This is a genomic window from Brucella pecoris, from assembly GCF_006376675.1.
Taxonomy (GTDB): domain Bacteria; phylum Pseudomonadota; class Alphaproteobacteria; order Rhizobiales; family Rhizobiaceae; genus Brucella; species Brucella pecoris.
The window spans coordinates 13,376-26,782 of sequence record NZ_VEWK01000016.1 but is presented as its reverse complement, the minus strand read 5'-3'; the positions used below and the strand labels follow the sequence as shown (position 1 = coordinate 26,782).

Below are 13,407 nucleotides of genomic sequence, written 5' to 3'. Positions count from 1 at the left end.
AGCCGAACCGAAAATTAAGTTGAGCGATTTCAGGAGTTTATGATTCTCTGTGGTTTACCAAGACTACGGAGGATCACATGGCCTGGACTGAAACCGCTCGGCGAGACTATGTCAGACGTGGCTTGCGCTATGCAAGCGATTGTACCGACGATGAGTGGGCAGTTGTTGCGCCGCTTTTGCAGCCGATGGGCAAAGTCGGCCGTCCGCGCGAGCATGATCCCCGCATATTGTGGAACGCAATCCAATACATCGCGACAACCGGCTGCCAATGGGCGCAATTACCGAAGGAATTCCCGCCGTTTACGACGGTGCAGTACCATTTCTACCGGATGCGCGACAACGGCTTGCTTGATCTTATCAATGAAATGCTGGTTGCGGTGACACGGCTGGCGGAAGGCCGCAAGGCGGAGCCGACAGCCGCTATTATCGATAGCCAGTCGGTCAAAACGACGGAATCTGGCGGTCCACGAGGCTATGATGCTGGCAAAAAGATCAAAGGGCGCAAGCGCCATATCGTGACCGATATGACGGGCAATATGCTGGAAGGCATCGTGCATGGTGCCGACGTTCAGGACCGGGACGGTGCACCTGATCTGATCAATCGCACCTGTGACAACTATCCCACCGTGGCGAAACTCTTTGCCGATGGCGGATATGCTGGCGAAAAGCTGACAACTGCTGTGGCACATCTCAAAGCGCTGGCAATTGAAATCGTCAAGCGATCCGATCAGGCCAAAGGTTTTGTGGTTTTGCCCAAACGGTGGATCGTCGAGCGAACCTTCGCCTGGCTCAACCGCTGCCGCCGTCTGGCAAAAGATTGGGAGGCTTCAATTGCATCCGCAGAGGCATGGATGTTCATCTCGTCAATCAGGCGAATGACACGGCGTATCGCAAGGCTCGAATTTTGAGTCGGGCACTATGGGTTAAGCGCATTATTCAATTGTCTTCTGTTAAGTTTCAGCCCAGCGGTCCGTACGAAGATTTCATAGATAAAAAACTGAAATCGAACGCAGTGTCATCCTTCGCTTGAGCAATCACAGTGCTTGCAAACGATAGGCAACTGCGAAAGCGGATAGGTCGTCGTGTATTTCAGTTACATTGTCGGCAGATCGCAGTTCGATGCGATCATCAGTGTGGGTGCAAACATCAATGATTGCCTCACCGAGGACGAATGCGTCAAAGGAAGCGTTAAGTAGCTGGCCGCCCCCTTCATTCAGGGCTTGTATCGCTTTGTAGAGTGCCTCGGCCTGAGCGGGATCCAAAATCATGATGTGACTCCATCTTGGTATTGGCAGTCAGCATAATCCTGCCCGTGACGCTTGGTAGTCGTCATGCACTAATCCAGACCAGAAGTTGTGCGGAATGGTAATCCTCACTCTTGGCCTTATTAGAGAGCCTTTGGAAGGAGAGAACAAAGGCTTCGAATTTTCATCATCGAAAGGCCAACAGATGACTTACACGTGGGAAGTCATCTGTTTTGTCAGCACCCTGGTGCAGATGCTGCGGAGCAATTCGCCTCAGGTTCGACCCAGACGTCTACGCAACTCTTCATTCTCAGCACGCAGCTTTGCAGCAAGTTCCTGGCGTAGCTTGAGGTTCTCTGCTTCCAGTGCAACCAAGCTGGAAAGATCATCGCTGGACGACCCTGCCGACGGCGCGGGCGCTTTCTTTGTAGCAGCGTTCTTCCAGTTATAGTAGGTCTGCTCACTCACTTTAGTCTGCTGCAATGCAGCCTTGAGAGTGGTCTTGCCGTCTTTTGTTGCTTTTTCGATCGAAGCAAGGATGGAGGCGCGCTGGGCCGGCGTGTACTTGTTGCGCTTGTTCTCTACCGGTGGTGTTGCAGCGGGTGCTGCTTTTGAAGCAGCTTTGGCCGCTTTCTCTGGTCTGGATGCGGCCCTCGTGGTTTTAGCGGCAGGTGCTGCAGCCGCCTTTGCGGGCCTAGGCTCAGCTTTTTTGCGTGGTGCACGGGTTTTCTTCGTGGCACCCACAGGCTCGGCGCTTCTCACCTCAACTGGTGTCTCGTTTACTGCTACAATGGTTTCGTCTGCCATGGTATGCTTCTCCAGATCGATGTTTGGAAATTCATTTAGGCGTCAAAAATACAGGTCAATGGTTGATGTAACAATAAGGCCGTGTACATCATGTGTTCAAGATGAGATGAACTTGCTTTCAGGACATATCGAGCAGGTCGGACATTCTGTTGAGTGTTGAAAATCCGCCGCGTAATATGTAGCTACTGGTAAAAGGCCCTTTGACGCGCGTGGAGCGTACCTTCAAATCTCCTCTGGAAAGCTACTCACGGATGAAAAATCCAAACCGTAATATTGTCGTTGAATATAAGAACAAGCGTACTCGCAAGGGCTCGTCATCTTTGTGGGGAAATCTGGATCTGAAGTCGATTGCCCGGCAAGTGGAGGCCGATGCGCCCCAATCTCCAGTGGAGGTTCGGGTCCAGCCTGATCTATCCAAGCCGATTGAACGCAAATCTGAGACCACGACCATAAATGCTGTGCCGCAAACTGAGCCGGTCATCAAGCAAGTTGAAGAGGCTCTGAGCGAGCCAGAACTTTCCAACATTGACGCCTCAGGGCCTGAAGAGGCGCTAATCGCAATGGAAGAGCTGCAAACAGCAAACATGGTGGCGGATGCTATTGTCAGGAAGAAAAAGCCATCTGTTCGACGCAGTTTGAAAAAATCAGCTTCACAGAAACAAGAAGCGGCAAATCGGGTGGTTGCCGAGCCCGATATTCAGGCTGAATTGTCAGCTCTTGAAATAGAGAATGCCGATCTGAAACGTGAACTGGCCGCCAGATTGCGCATGGAGAACAGACAGTTGCTCAAAATGCTTCGACGATTGGAACAGCAGTAGAGAAACGATCGCTAAGACTGCTCTGCCAGCCTCGATAACTGATCTGTTCAAGCGTTCTGGTGACATGTGTAAGGGCCCATGGTTGCCAAAACTATTGTGTTGTCAGGCTCAAGCTGACAGCATCTCGGCACACCAGATAGGGAGGTCGATCACGATGAAGTCACTGGGGGAACGTCTCGTTGCGCGGTTGAAGAGTTGGCGATCGCGGAAGAGGTCGGCTTTGCCGAACGAAAAGCCAGATGCTGAACCCACAGCCGGCGAAAGCTCTGAGCAGCCTGAACCTATATTGCCAACGCGACTATCCATCAAAGTTACGACCACAGATCCCGATGAAATAAATGGCAAGGCAGCAGCCCCAAAGGTCGAGCCCGTCGCTTCTTCTGAGGTGTTATCGTCCGCTGAAGAGCCGAAGGTCCCTCAAGAAGGGCCAGTTGTTGTGGAGCCCGAGCGGAAAGAGGAGGGGATAGATGAAATTCTAGCCTCGCCTCCCGTTCTCAAATCACCGCAAAAGCGGCCTCGTGCGAAAAGGCCAAATCCCAAGCCTGAAGACGGACCGGTGACAGACGAAGAACTGGAAGAGCTGGAAGCGGAAAATGCGCGGCTCAAGCTCCTATTGAATGAGCGGTTAAAAGCGAAGCAGGATGGTTCTGAAAACTGACAAGCTGCTAAACTTTGGATGATTTTGATTAAGAAACAGGGAGTAGTGATGGCTGTTACATTATTGCATGGAACCGGAAATCTCATCTGCGACGGCATTGATGTGGGCGGCGTTGAATTCAGCATCGCTAGGCCTGAAGATGGTCCGGATGTGACCAGGCGTGGAAAAGCGTGGGGAAACAAAAAGGCCGTTGCAGCCGCAATGAACGCCACAAAGACGGAACTCGTGGTGCCCGAATCCGATGGCTTGCTTCTCCTGGATATTCAGGATCTGGACCGCGATGGTGGGGCGCTGTTCACGGTTTTACAGCCCGCTACCGTTTGACGACGGTACGGTTGTAAACTTATGTCGATCAACGAAAGTCAAAGATGATCGAAATTTGACTTTATGATAAATACCACTCTCAATATGCAGGAGCGGGGTCATGCATGGTCGTCTCGATTATCATAAATCAAAAGTGTTAAACGCGCTTTTCACCACTGAAGCCAACGAACAGGCGGAATCAGCACAGGATCATCGTTTCGATGATTGGTTCAGCGAACTGTTTTCTGTACGATACGTCATTATGGTGTGCATGTGCTGTGTTGCGACAGTCATCGTAATTGCCCAAATCATTTAAATCCCCGACGCTCTTCCCGGACCGCCGGGGATATGCAGACATCTCCGGTCACGTTATCGGTGATGTTTACACGCGGCGGATCCTATCAAGCACGATCTCAAATTTGAAGTGTGCAGGAAACAATATCCGAAAACACGCATCGGGAATTTGGTAGGCGTCCGGGGCAGCGTGTCCAGGAATCGGATAGTATTGCGGTTCATTCACCGTTAGAGCCTATATCGATTCACAAAATGCTCAAAACTACTTCGCATCATGCGGATATGAGTCATCGTGAAAGAAAAGGGTTCTGGTGCCGAAATGGTGTTATTAGCAGGCGCGTTATTCTGGAACCGATGGGAAAATAATGCATCCTAGGCGCGCAACCAGCTTATTTCATTTGGTCGAGACAATACCGACGCTGCTTTCTCGAAGAAGTCATAGCGGTGAGAAACATTGCATCGCCGGTTAACCGGATATCGCATTGGCTGGAGTCAACCATTATAGAACCGAGCGCAGGTCTGTTTGAACGAAGTCGTCTCCTACATAGAGCAAGGGACAGCCATGCTCGTGAGCAACTTCATAGGAAAAGCAGTCACCATAGTTGAGCGAAGCTGGGTGAATGCCTTTGCCCCATCTGGCGTAAGCGTTAGCGACCCGGCGTGCGGAAGCGGCTGTCACGGATACGATTTCGAAGCCGAGCCCGGAAATCAATGCGTCAACCTCTTCACCGACATTACGTCGCGCAGCAACAATGAGGGCTTCAGTAACTGTTCCTGCGGAAATCAATAGCTCATCAGACTGTTCGATTGCGGTCATGCAAGCTTCGCCTTTGGGCTCATTGAGGACGATCGCCATGAGCGCGGATGTATCGACGGCGATCATATGGGCATCCCATCGTCGTCATAAAGAAAGTCCTGACTACGCGCAGCATTAGCCCCGGGTAATGCTTTCGCCGCCGCCGTTGCCCTCACCCTTTCCATCAGTGCGCGTCGGCCCTTAGGGCCGGGCGCTGTCGCAACGGCTACAAGCCGTGCGATCTCATGGCCGCGACGGGTCAAAATGACTTCATCCCCGGCTTCGGCTCGCTTTACCAGTTCGGTGAGCTGGCCTTTCGCGTCACTGACAGATACGCGCATGGTCCATGTTCCTTTGTGTTTCGCACATACTTTGCATAATAAATGGTCCATGTTATGGTCCATGTCAATATTGACCCGGCAACTGATATTGAATCTGATGGGTTGGTCCCGAACATTACAGCCTATGAGGACGCATCATTTCCAGCGCATCGATTACGTATGCTTGGCGCAAAAACAACATGCAAGGACAGATGGCGGCAGATTATAAATGAAGTCGAACGCATTCGAACGAAACATCGTCTGACCCTTCAGGAAGATGTTTCAGAAGCGCAATTCCGTGAAATGACCGAAGTAGGCGTGCGTCTTGTCGTCCCGGCTGGAATCCATGACGCCTATCTACAAGCGGTGCGCCCACATCTGATCACACTCGAGGAATTCATCGGAGATGTTCGCACGGCGTGACAGCGGCAGTCACTATGCTACGTCCGCTGCTAGGAAGTATGACAGTCATTTGTCCTCCTTACTGGTCGCAAGACCCGTTACCGTAAGACCATAAACGAAATGAGCCGCGGGAATGCAAATGGATTGCCCGATCTGGCATGATGCGTTCAAGCTAATTGCATTGTTGCGCCATGGCATCTCGGCATCTTTATTGATGATGCCGGAACATAGGCCTGCTTGGGTGGATTATGTTTTGGGTGCGGAATAAAGCAGAAGCCAGATGTGATCCGCTTTTCTCTGATGTAACGGATATGTCCGTGAGAATATGGGGCGGGCACCGTTACCTTAATCGGAGCGCGAGCGTAACTCGGCCTATATTGTTGTTCCTACTTGGCTTTCAGGCATGCGATTTCACGCCACATGCTGGTGGCGGTTTGTCGTAGTTCGCGATGATCAGTGGCGTTGAATTGATTGCGGGGAAAGTGACGAAGGTTGTAAATCGGGTCGTGGACTGATGCGAAGCGTTGCAAATGTCGTGCTGATTTGAATCGCTTCATCACCCGCTCGCGCCGCCGTATGGGCTGGTGGGAATTCTCAGCCCGATTGTTCAGCCTCTTATGCTGACGATGATCACATAGAGTGAGACCGATCTCCCGCTTGGCCGTTCCATAAGAGCCAAGCTTATCTGTGACCATGATACGAGGAGAAGCACCCTGACTGGATAGCAGTTTACGCATGAAACGCTTGGAAGCCTTGGTATCACGGCGTTTTTGAACCAAAACTTCCAACACAAAGCCATCCTGATCAACAGCGCGCCACAGAAAATGGCGTTTGCCTTTTATCGTAATAACGACTTCATCCAAGTGCCATTTATCACCAAGGCGTGGGGTACGGCGACGGATTTTGTTGGTATAGTCTCGCCCGAACTTCTCAGCCCATTCGCGGACCGTTTTGCGGGTAACAATAATCCCCCGGTAGGCCAGCATGTCTTCAACCATGCGAAAGCTCAAGGGAAAGCGGAAATACAGCCACACAGCTTCGGCGATGATTTCGGCTGGAAAACGATGGCGGTGATAAAGTGAGGCGCGAGGTTCCGTCATACCCTGTTATCGCCGCTGATGTTTACGCTCTGATTAAGGTAACGGTGCCACCCGTTGCGGGGCTCCGGGCAAAGACTAGAGCCTGACCGCTCGCGGGCGCGCAAGACTTTTAGTTTGTACAAAATTCTGGGCACGAACAACTCTTATGATCAATCAAATGAACAAAGCTTGACTAGACGTCAGCCCTATGGCATAATGTGCAAAATTCCGGACATGAGAAGGCATCACGTCCACTCAAATGAACAAATCAGGTATAACCGTGCCCCGTCAGAGAAGCTACTCCAGAGTCACACACCAGGCGCTCGCCATGCTCGGCAAGCTGATCCGCGTCGGCCGTGCCGAGCGCGGCCTGACCGCGCAAGAACTGGCCGACCGCGCCGGCATCAGCCGCACGACCCTTTCCAGCATCGAAAAAGGCGCGCCGGGCCCCGAGATCGGCATCGCCTTTGAGGTCGCCTCCATCGTCGGCGTACGCCTGTTCGACTATGACGAGCGCACCCTCCAGATGCACAATGCCCGCCTTGACGAAAAACTGACCCTTCTGCCTAAGAGCGTCCGCCACAGTGTGAAGGAAATCGATGATGACTTCTAAGGCGGACGCTACCGAAGCTTTTGTCTGGATGTGGCTGCCGGGGGCGACGGAACCGGTCGTCGCGGGCCGCCTGGACCAGGATGGCGAACGCCTGCTCTTTACCTACGGTACGAGCTACCGGCGCCGTAGGAGCGCCATTTCCCTCTATGAACCTGAACTCCCCCTCCAGGAAGGAGTCATCGCGCCCATCAACGGCTTACAAATGGCAAGCTGCATTCGCGACGCCTCGCCGGACGCTTGGGGTCGCCGCGTCATCATCAATAGGCTGACGGGCAAAAAGCCCGACGCTGCTGGCGTGCCGGAGATCAGCGAGCTGACCTTTCTGCTCCAATCGGGCTCTGACCGCATTGGCGCCCTCGATTTCCAGGCATCGGCCACAGAGTATGTCCCCCGCCTTGCCGCACAAGCATCGCTCGCCGAACTCATGGAAGCGGCCGCCCTTATCGAAAAAGGCGTGCCTCTGACCCCGGCACTCGATCAGGCCCTCAATCACGGCACGTCGATTGGTGGTGCACGCCCCAAGGCTCTCATCGACGACGGCGCAAAGAAATTCATCGCTAAATTCTCGGCCGCCAACGACACTTACAGCGTCGTGAAGGCCGAATTCATCGCGATGAAGCTGGCAGCGGCCTGCGAACTGAGCGCAGCGCCCGTGTCGATGACCCGCGCCGCCCATAAGGACGTGCTGCTTATCGAGCGCTTTGACCGCACGCATACAAAAGATGGCTGGACGCGGCACGCCATGGTTTCTGCCCTGACCATGCTGGGCCTCGATGAGATGATGGCCCGCTATGCCTCCTACGAAGACTTGGCCGAACTCATCCGCCACCGCTTCACTGACCCTAAGGACACTCTTAAGGAGCTCTACGGACGGATCTGCTTCAATGTGCTGTGCGGTAACACCGACGACCATGCCCGCAATCATGCCGCCTTCTGGGATGGCAGGATGCTGACGCTGACGCCTGCCTATGACATCTGCCCGCAAGGCCGTACCGGCAACGAAGCCACGCAGGCCATGCTCATCAAGGGCGATAGCCGCGCCAGCACGCTCGCCACTCTGCTCGCCGCCGCGCCGGATTATCACCTGAAAGAAACCGAAGCCGCCGCGCTGATCGAACATCAGATCACAACCATCGCCGAGCACTGGCAAGGCGTCTGCGACGAAGCAGACCTGAACCCCGTCGACCGCAAGCTGTTCGCCGGGCGCCAGTTCCTCAACAGCTATGCTCTCGAAGGTCTCGATAACCACAAGTCGCTGCAAGACGCATTTCGCGCTACCCAGGACATTCTGATAGCAAGCGGAGGCGCCGAAAAATGACAGCGCCAAAGCAGCTCAAAAGACGCGCATGGAAGGGAGTATTCCTTCGTTCCCTCGGTCACGCGTCATGGGCCGCGGAGCTGACTGCCACAGGAATCAACTTCCTTGGTAGCCACCATCAGGCGCCCTTTTCTTCCTGGGCTGGCCCGGCAAAGATTACCAGCACGCTGGGTTTCACCACGATAGAAGTCCCCCTTGCAGGCGGGCAGGTCGCAAGGCTCGCCGGCGTCACGACACATGATGCTGCCAGCTTTATTTCCGCAGCCAACAAAGCATTCAGCGTCATCCGACCAGTCACGCGGCGGCCGTCGGCTCCGCACAGGTTCCGCCGTCAAAACCTCGAATGTCCGGGCCTGATTCACAGTGTCGCTCATAGGATTCTCCGCATGATTCACGCAGAAAATCGCCCATCATACCGACGAAAGATACGTGGGTAGCCTACCCGCTTACGAAAGTTTGTGAGTTAGTGCCTTGCATGGTCAACATCGTTGCGAACCCAGCCGTACCCGCACTATTGACAGTGCGCGTCCCTTACGGCGCCTGCCTGGCACCCTTCGAATTCGCGGTGTAGCTACACTGAGCTTTGATAGGTGTGTCCCCGAAGAAGCGGTCTCTCATAAAGTGTTGCACTGAAACCGATGAACTCTCGGATTGGCTGAAGGTCGGTGCCGGAACGGTTCACACCTTCCAAGGCAAGGAAGAATAGGCCGTCGATATGGCGTTGTTGTTAGGAGCAGATATCGATCATACTGGCGCGGCGCTCTTGGCGGTCGTTGATTATTTCGAACGAGCGGTCAGGAGCTCCGGCAATTCTACCTGGATTGATTTCCATACTGTGCTGAGGTTCAGGTCAAAATATCCGTGCGCCACGCGATTGCGCATGCCGCGCATTTGGATCCATGGGATATCCGAGCGGCTGGCAATAAACTCGGGGTACTCTTTTGCTATGCGGGACGAAGCCTCTCCGATCATGATGAAATCCATCATGACAGCCCGCTGGCTCTTGATATCAAGTGTAAAGTCTTCGAATTTCATGCCATCTGTAAAGTTGATGGCTTCCTGGCAGGCTTCTCTGATGTGAGCCAGGTAGTCGGACAGACGCAATTCCGGTTGGCTCATATGGCGATGGCCCTGTTGATCACATCCTGGCGGAACTTCTCAGGTAAATCTCCCGGTGTACATACATCAACCTTGACGCCAAGCCTTTCTTCAAGTTCGATTTGAAGGCCACCGAGCTTGAAGAATGTGGTTTCTGGAGTTTCATCGACCAAAATATCGATATCGCTTTCTTCCGTATCTGTACCAGCCGCGATCGATCCGAATACACGCGGATTGCGAACGCGATATTTTTCGGCAAGTTGGTGAATGAACTTGCGATTTCTCTTCAGCAAAGTTGACGGTCTTGGCATTTTCATCGTCCTCGATTTATTTGAGGCTTATACCACGAAATTTACGGTATCCGAATGACATAATGATCTGCATCACACTGTGGAGTTCTGTCGCAAATTTTCTGCGGTCAGATTGCGGGGTAGGGACTTGTCCATGGGTTGAAACGTGTCGGTATCGAACTGGCCGGGGTCACGTGTTCACAAACATGATCTGAAAGATATTCTCAGTGCGGGCTGCCATGTCAGGTTATTCGACCGCGGGCAAACGGCATGGTTTTCTCGATTCAAGCTCAGCTAGAGCGTCGGGTTGATTTTGTGAATCTGCCGATTCCATCGGCTGCAGATTTGTGATTCAACATGGCAGGAGGATTTGCCATGTCTCACGCCTACTCTTTGGACCTTCGTCAACGAATTGTCGATGCGATATCAGAGGGCCAGTCGCGGCGGGCTGCTGCGGCTACTTTCAAGGTTTCCCCCGCCACAGCGGTTCGGCTCAAGCAGCGGCTGGATCGAACGGGCTCGGTCGATCCTTCCCGCCGTGGACGGCCCGGTGGTAGCGGTAAACTGGGTCTTTGCCGGGATGTCATCATTGCCAAGGTGGAAGTGCAGCCGGATATCACCATGCCTGACCTGGCGATGTGGCTGGAGGAGCATCACGCACTAAAGGCCGACACCTCGAACCTGTCGAAGCTGCTCTGCCGAGCGGGCTTTACCTATAAAAAAACGCTGATGGCAGCCGAACGCGCATGCGCCGACGTGCGCAAGGAGTGTGATGAGTGGCGTGAGCATCGCCAGCCCGCCATGCAAAAGAACCCCGGTCGTCTCGTCTTTGTCGATGAAACGTCCATCAAGACCAACATGACACCGATACGCGGCAGGAGCAGAAAAGGCCAACGCCTTCAAGCTGATGCACCATTTGGTAAATGGAATACCCAGACCTTTATCGCCGGTCTGCGATGCGATGCCATCACCGCGCCCTTCGTCGTTGATGGTACCATGGACGGCGAGAAGTTCGACATCTACGTACGCACCCAACTTGCACCGACGCTCACGCCGGGCGATGTGGTGATCTGGGACAATCTCAACGTCCACAAAAGCCCCAGAGCGGCTGCGGCCATCGCTGAAAAGGGCGCTTGGATCCTGTTCCTCCCGCAATATTTACCGGACAAAAATCCAATTGAGATGGCTTTTTCAAAGCTCAAGTCCTTGTTGCGCAAGGCGAAGGCAAGGACCTACGACGATCTCTGGAAAGCCGTCGGAAAAGTCTGCGGACTATTCTCACCGCAGGAATGCTGGAACTATTTCAAGGCTGCAGGTTGCGTTGCACATTAATCGCCCGACGCTCTAACGCGCAATCGTGACTATCATGGAGAAGATCATCATTATCTTCAACGTAAGACGACTGCAAACGCAACGGTGTTTTACACCTCACACCGCTGCTTTTTGACTGGTCCTGCTTTCGTGGAAATCAGCGAGAAGAAGCGAAGCGTCGGGCTTCGGGGTCGATTGATTTTGCGCCTCGCTTTTCGGCTTGCACAATCTTCCTGGCAACATACTTCTTGGCACGCTCTGTCATAGTACGAGGGACGGGAATGCCGTGTTCTCTCATTTTGCTATGCGCCCATTTTTCAGCCTGTAATTCCTCTACGTGACGTGGCAACCTTGTTCCGCCGAAGTGAAGATGAGCATGGGCGCATTCGTGTAAAAAGATGTAAAGGCTTTTGCGTGTGACAGGTCGTGGGGCCTCAATTTGCCGGACATGACCACGAGCAACCCCGGTTAAGCTTTTCCTGAATTTTACGGTATAATCTTCAGGAACATATGACATGCCGATTTGATAGAATCTATCTGCGGCAGCGCGGCGAGCGGCTTGTAGCTGCGCGCCAGACATAGGTTTCAGGGCATGTGTGGTTGGTGTACTTTCAATCATAAAAATGCCTTTCTGGTAAAATGATTGCTTGTCAGCTTCAAACAATGCTGACTTAATCAGTAAAGCATATTATTGCAATAAAAACAATAGTTTGTAAGTTTTTTCGTCGCGCCAGCACATCAAAAACGCACCAGAACGGCAGTAAAATAGCTTAGAATCGTGATCAAAGCCGCTCAAAAATGGACAGATTGTCACACCAGTGAGCAACCAATGTTCAAATGCATCCTGCTGCCCTGTTGACGCCCTCTAGCCGGGGATATCTGACGGTTCAAGAATGACTGCTTGGGGACACATATCCATAGCATTCCGCAAGCTGAGACCGAAGGATCTATGGTCGTCTATGATGAGAAGTCATGGGACTTCTTCATAACCGCGTTTGTGACGAACCGCGACAAGTCGATGAAGAAGAGTGGTGGCCGATGCTTCGTCAAGAACTGTTTGCTGCACGGATTGTCCGAGTGTGCCGATCCGCCCCCAGGAACGCATGACGCACCATTCACCGAATAAATTCGGCTGAACCGATAATGTATAGAAACGCCGCATATTGTTGTGCGGCTGGATTTTACGAAAATGTATCGGAAACGAGTTCTGGTTCGACATACCAGCAGACTCCGACATCGAGGCGAGGGCGTCCAATGCATTTTATGAATCGATCCTCACTGATTGATTCATGTTGCTGATGTGATCGCAGTGCGGTGAGTGAGCGTGTGGGAAATTTATTGCATTGGTCACGCGACAGGACGAAATGCCTGCCCGGGCTGCGAACCAGGCTGAAGCGCCACTTGCCACGCTCATATTTCCGGACTGGCGGTAAAGGGAGGGCATTTCGGGTCGTGATGCCTTGGGATGCGCTGATATGATTTGCCGGTGTGGCAACGTGATGTGCTGCTACCGGTTTTCAGCGAGCCTACGAAGCGTATCAAGTCAGGATGATTTGCAATCTTGCGATTCCAGCTTCTGGATTCAGGTTGCTGGCTTCCAGAAAACCGTTACGAAACAGGACATATCCGATTCATCGGCAAACGACGTTTGAAGGCCGAGAAACACGTGCAGGACTGCCGTATCTGAGGGAGCTCAGGGGCGCGGGAGGTAGAAGAGTATGGTCGACGGGCACTTTTCCAGATTTGCGTGTCAGATGGAAACGCCGTTTGAGGCTATAAACTTTCATAGAGCGGCAAATAAAGCTTCTAAAATGGATATGTAGTGCGGGCAATTCATCATATATTGCGTGTATCGCATCGCAACGTGTTGACATGTCGTTCCAATTTGCCAGCAACGCATTTCAAATCGCAATAATTTGCAATAATCCGATTCGAATTTCGAGAAGCGCGTTGCGGGGTTCTGGACAAACGTTGCTGGATTCGAGATTTCCGATTCAGGGATGAACGCCATTTGCGGGCAGACGCGGGGTGGTGAAAAAATGCTTTGCGCCGACGG

Annotated in this window: 19 protein-coding genes; 9 read left to right on the top strand and 10 right to left on the bottom strand. The window is 52.9% G+C overall.

Annotated elements, in window-relative coordinates; all coding sequences use genetic code 11:
• The first annotated feature begins 77 nt into the window (after positions 1–77).
• Entirely contained in the window at positions 78–908 is an 831-nt protein-coding gene (locus FIB18_RS21875) for an IS5 family transposase (protein ID WP_140022717.1), read from the top strand.
• Positions 909–1,034: 126 nt separating this feature from the next.
• Here FIB18_RS21875 and FIB18_RS21870 read toward each other — a convergent pair whose 3' ends face one another.
• Complete coding sequence (locus FIB18_RS21870; RefSeq protein WP_235889904.1) at positions 1,035–1,268, bottom strand: hypothetical protein; 234 nt, start codon at positions 1,266–1,268, stop codon at positions 1,035–1,037.
• A 249-nt stretch (positions 1,269–1,517) separates the two neighbouring features.
• Positions 1,518–2,051, bottom strand: coding sequence for a transposase (locus tag FIB18_RS21865; protein ID WP_138787109.1), 534 nt, complete (start codon positions 2,049–2,051; stop codon positions 1,518–1,520).
• Positions 2,052–2,302: 251 nt separating this feature from the next.
• Between FIB18_RS21865 and FIB18_RS21860 the strand changes: the two genes are divergently transcribed.
• From FIB18_RS21860 to FIB18_RS21845, 4 genes are all read left to right on the top strand, one after another.
• Positions 2,303–2,869 carry a hypothetical protein gene (locus FIB18_RS21860; RefSeq protein ID WP_138787110.1) on the top strand — a complete coding sequence of 189 codons (567 nt, stop codon included), beginning with the start codon at positions 2,303–2,305 and terminating at the stop codon, positions 2,867–2,869.
• A gap of 220 nt (positions 2,870–3,089) precedes the next feature.
• A complete protein-coding gene (locus tag FIB18_RS21855) occupies positions 3,090–3,527 on the top strand; it encodes a hypothetical protein (RefSeq protein ID WP_235889905.1) in 438 nt (145 codons plus the stop codon).
• 18 nt (positions 3,528–3,545) lie between these two features.
• Positions 3,546–3,851: a hypothetical protein gene (locus FIB18_RS21850; RefSeq protein WP_138787112.1), complete on the top strand. Its 306-nt coding sequence runs from the start codon at positions 3,546–3,548 to the stop codon at positions 3,849–3,851.
• Between the two features lie 100 nt (positions 3,852–3,951).
• Entirely contained in the window at positions 3,952–4,146 is a 195-nt protein-coding gene (locus FIB18_RS21845) for a hypothetical protein (protein WP_138787113.1), read from the top strand.
• A 477-nt stretch (positions 4,147–4,623) separates the two neighbouring features.
• On the opposite strand, the gene FIB18_RS21840 is transcribed toward FIB18_RS21845, so the two are convergent.
• Together FIB18_RS21840 and FIB18_RS21835 are read right to left on the bottom strand one after the other, a co-directional pair.
• Positions 4,624–5,007 carry a type II toxin-antitoxin system VapC family toxin gene (locus FIB18_RS21840; protein WP_112591076.1) on the bottom strand — a complete coding sequence of 128 codons (384 nt, stop codon included), beginning with the start codon at positions 5,005–5,007 and terminating at the stop codon, positions 4,624–4,626.
• A complete protein-coding gene (locus FIB18_RS21835; RefSeq protein ID WP_138787114.1) occupies positions 5,004–5,261 on the bottom strand; it encodes a type II toxin-antitoxin system Phd/YefM family antitoxin in 258 nt (85 codons plus the stop codon). Before FIB18_RS21835 ends, FIB18_RS21840 begins: the two co-directional genes overlap by 4 nt.
• 54 nt (positions 5,262–5,315) lie before the next feature.
• On the opposite strand from FIB18_RS21835, the gene FIB18_RS21830 reads away from it, so the two are divergent.
• Positions 5,316–5,663: a type II restriction endonuclease gene (locus tag FIB18_RS21830; RefSeq protein WP_235894945.1), complete on the top strand. Its 348-nt coding sequence runs from the start codon at positions 5,316–5,318 to the stop codon at positions 5,661–5,663.
• Between the two features lie 365 nt (positions 5,664–6,028).
• Here the strand turns inward: FIB18_RS21830 and FIB18_RS21825 are convergent, their stop codons facing one another.
• Positions 6,029–6,742: an IS6 family transposase gene (locus tag FIB18_RS21825; protein WP_138787116.1), complete on the bottom strand. Its 714-nt coding sequence runs from the start codon at positions 6,740–6,742 to the stop codon at positions 6,029–6,031.
• A gap of 307 nt (positions 6,743–7,049) precedes the next feature.
• On the opposite strand from FIB18_RS21825, the gene FIB18_RS21820 reads away from it, so the two are divergent.
• Together FIB18_RS21820 and FIB18_RS21815 are read left to right on the top strand one after the other, a co-directional pair.
• Complete coding sequence (locus FIB18_RS21820; protein WP_168436837.1) at positions 7,050–7,334, top strand: helix-turn-helix transcriptional regulator; 285 nt, start codon at positions 7,050–7,052, stop codon at positions 7,332–7,334.
• Positions 7,324–8,652 (top strand): type II toxin-antitoxin system HipA family toxin, encoded by a 1,329-nt coding sequence (locus FIB18_RS21815; RefSeq protein WP_138787135.1) that lies wholly within the window; start codon positions 7,324–7,326, stop codon positions 8,650–8,652. The genes FIB18_RS21820 and FIB18_RS21815 overlap by 11 nt, the downstream gene beginning before the upstream one ends.
• A gap of 65 nt (positions 8,653–8,717) precedes the next feature.
• Here the strand turns inward: FIB18_RS21815 and FIB18_RS25250 are convergent, their stop codons facing one another.
• From FIB18_RS25250 to FIB18_RS21800, 3 genes are all read right to left on the bottom strand, one after another.
• A complete protein-coding gene (locus FIB18_RS25250; protein WP_235894944.1) occupies positions 8,718–9,026 on the bottom strand; it encodes a hypothetical protein in 309 nt (102 codons plus the stop codon).
• Positions 9,027–9,429: 403 nt separating this feature from the next.
• Positions 9,430–9,771: a HepT-like ribonuclease domain-containing protein gene (locus FIB18_RS21805; RefSeq protein ID WP_138787117.1), complete on the bottom strand. Its 342-nt coding sequence runs from the start codon at positions 9,769–9,771 to the stop codon at positions 9,430–9,432.
• Positions 9,768–10,067 (bottom strand): nucleotidyltransferase family protein, encoded by a 300-nt coding sequence (locus tag FIB18_RS21800; protein ID WP_374844040.1) that lies wholly within the window; start codon positions 10,065–10,067, stop codon positions 9,768–9,770. The genes FIB18_RS21805 and FIB18_RS21800 overlap by 4 nt, the downstream gene beginning before the upstream one ends.
• Positions 10,068–10,415: 348 nt before the next feature.
• On the opposite strand from FIB18_RS21800, the gene FIB18_RS21795 reads away from it, so the two are divergent.
• Positions 10,416–11,372, top strand: a complete 957-nt coding sequence (locus FIB18_RS21795) for an IS630 family transposase (RefSeq protein WP_140022715.1) — start codon at positions 10,416–10,418, stop codon at positions 11,370–11,372.
• 136 nt (positions 11,373–11,508) lie between these two features.
• Here the strand turns inward: FIB18_RS21795 and FIB18_RS21790 are convergent, their stop codons facing one another.
• Together FIB18_RS21790 and FIB18_RS21785 are read right to left on the bottom strand one after the other, a co-directional pair.
• On the bottom strand, positions 11,509–12,015 hold the full coding sequence (locus FIB18_RS21790; RefSeq protein WP_138787119.1) for a hypothetical protein: 507 nt from the start codon (positions 12,013–12,015) through the stop codon (positions 11,509–11,511).
• Positions 12,016–12,321: 306 nt separating this feature from the next.
• Positions 12,322–12,570, bottom strand: a complete 249-nt coding sequence (locus FIB18_RS21785) for a WGR domain-containing protein (protein ID WP_138787120.1) — start codon at positions 12,568–12,570, stop codon at positions 12,322–12,324.
• Between the last annotated feature and the right edge of the window lie 837 nt (positions 12,571–13,407).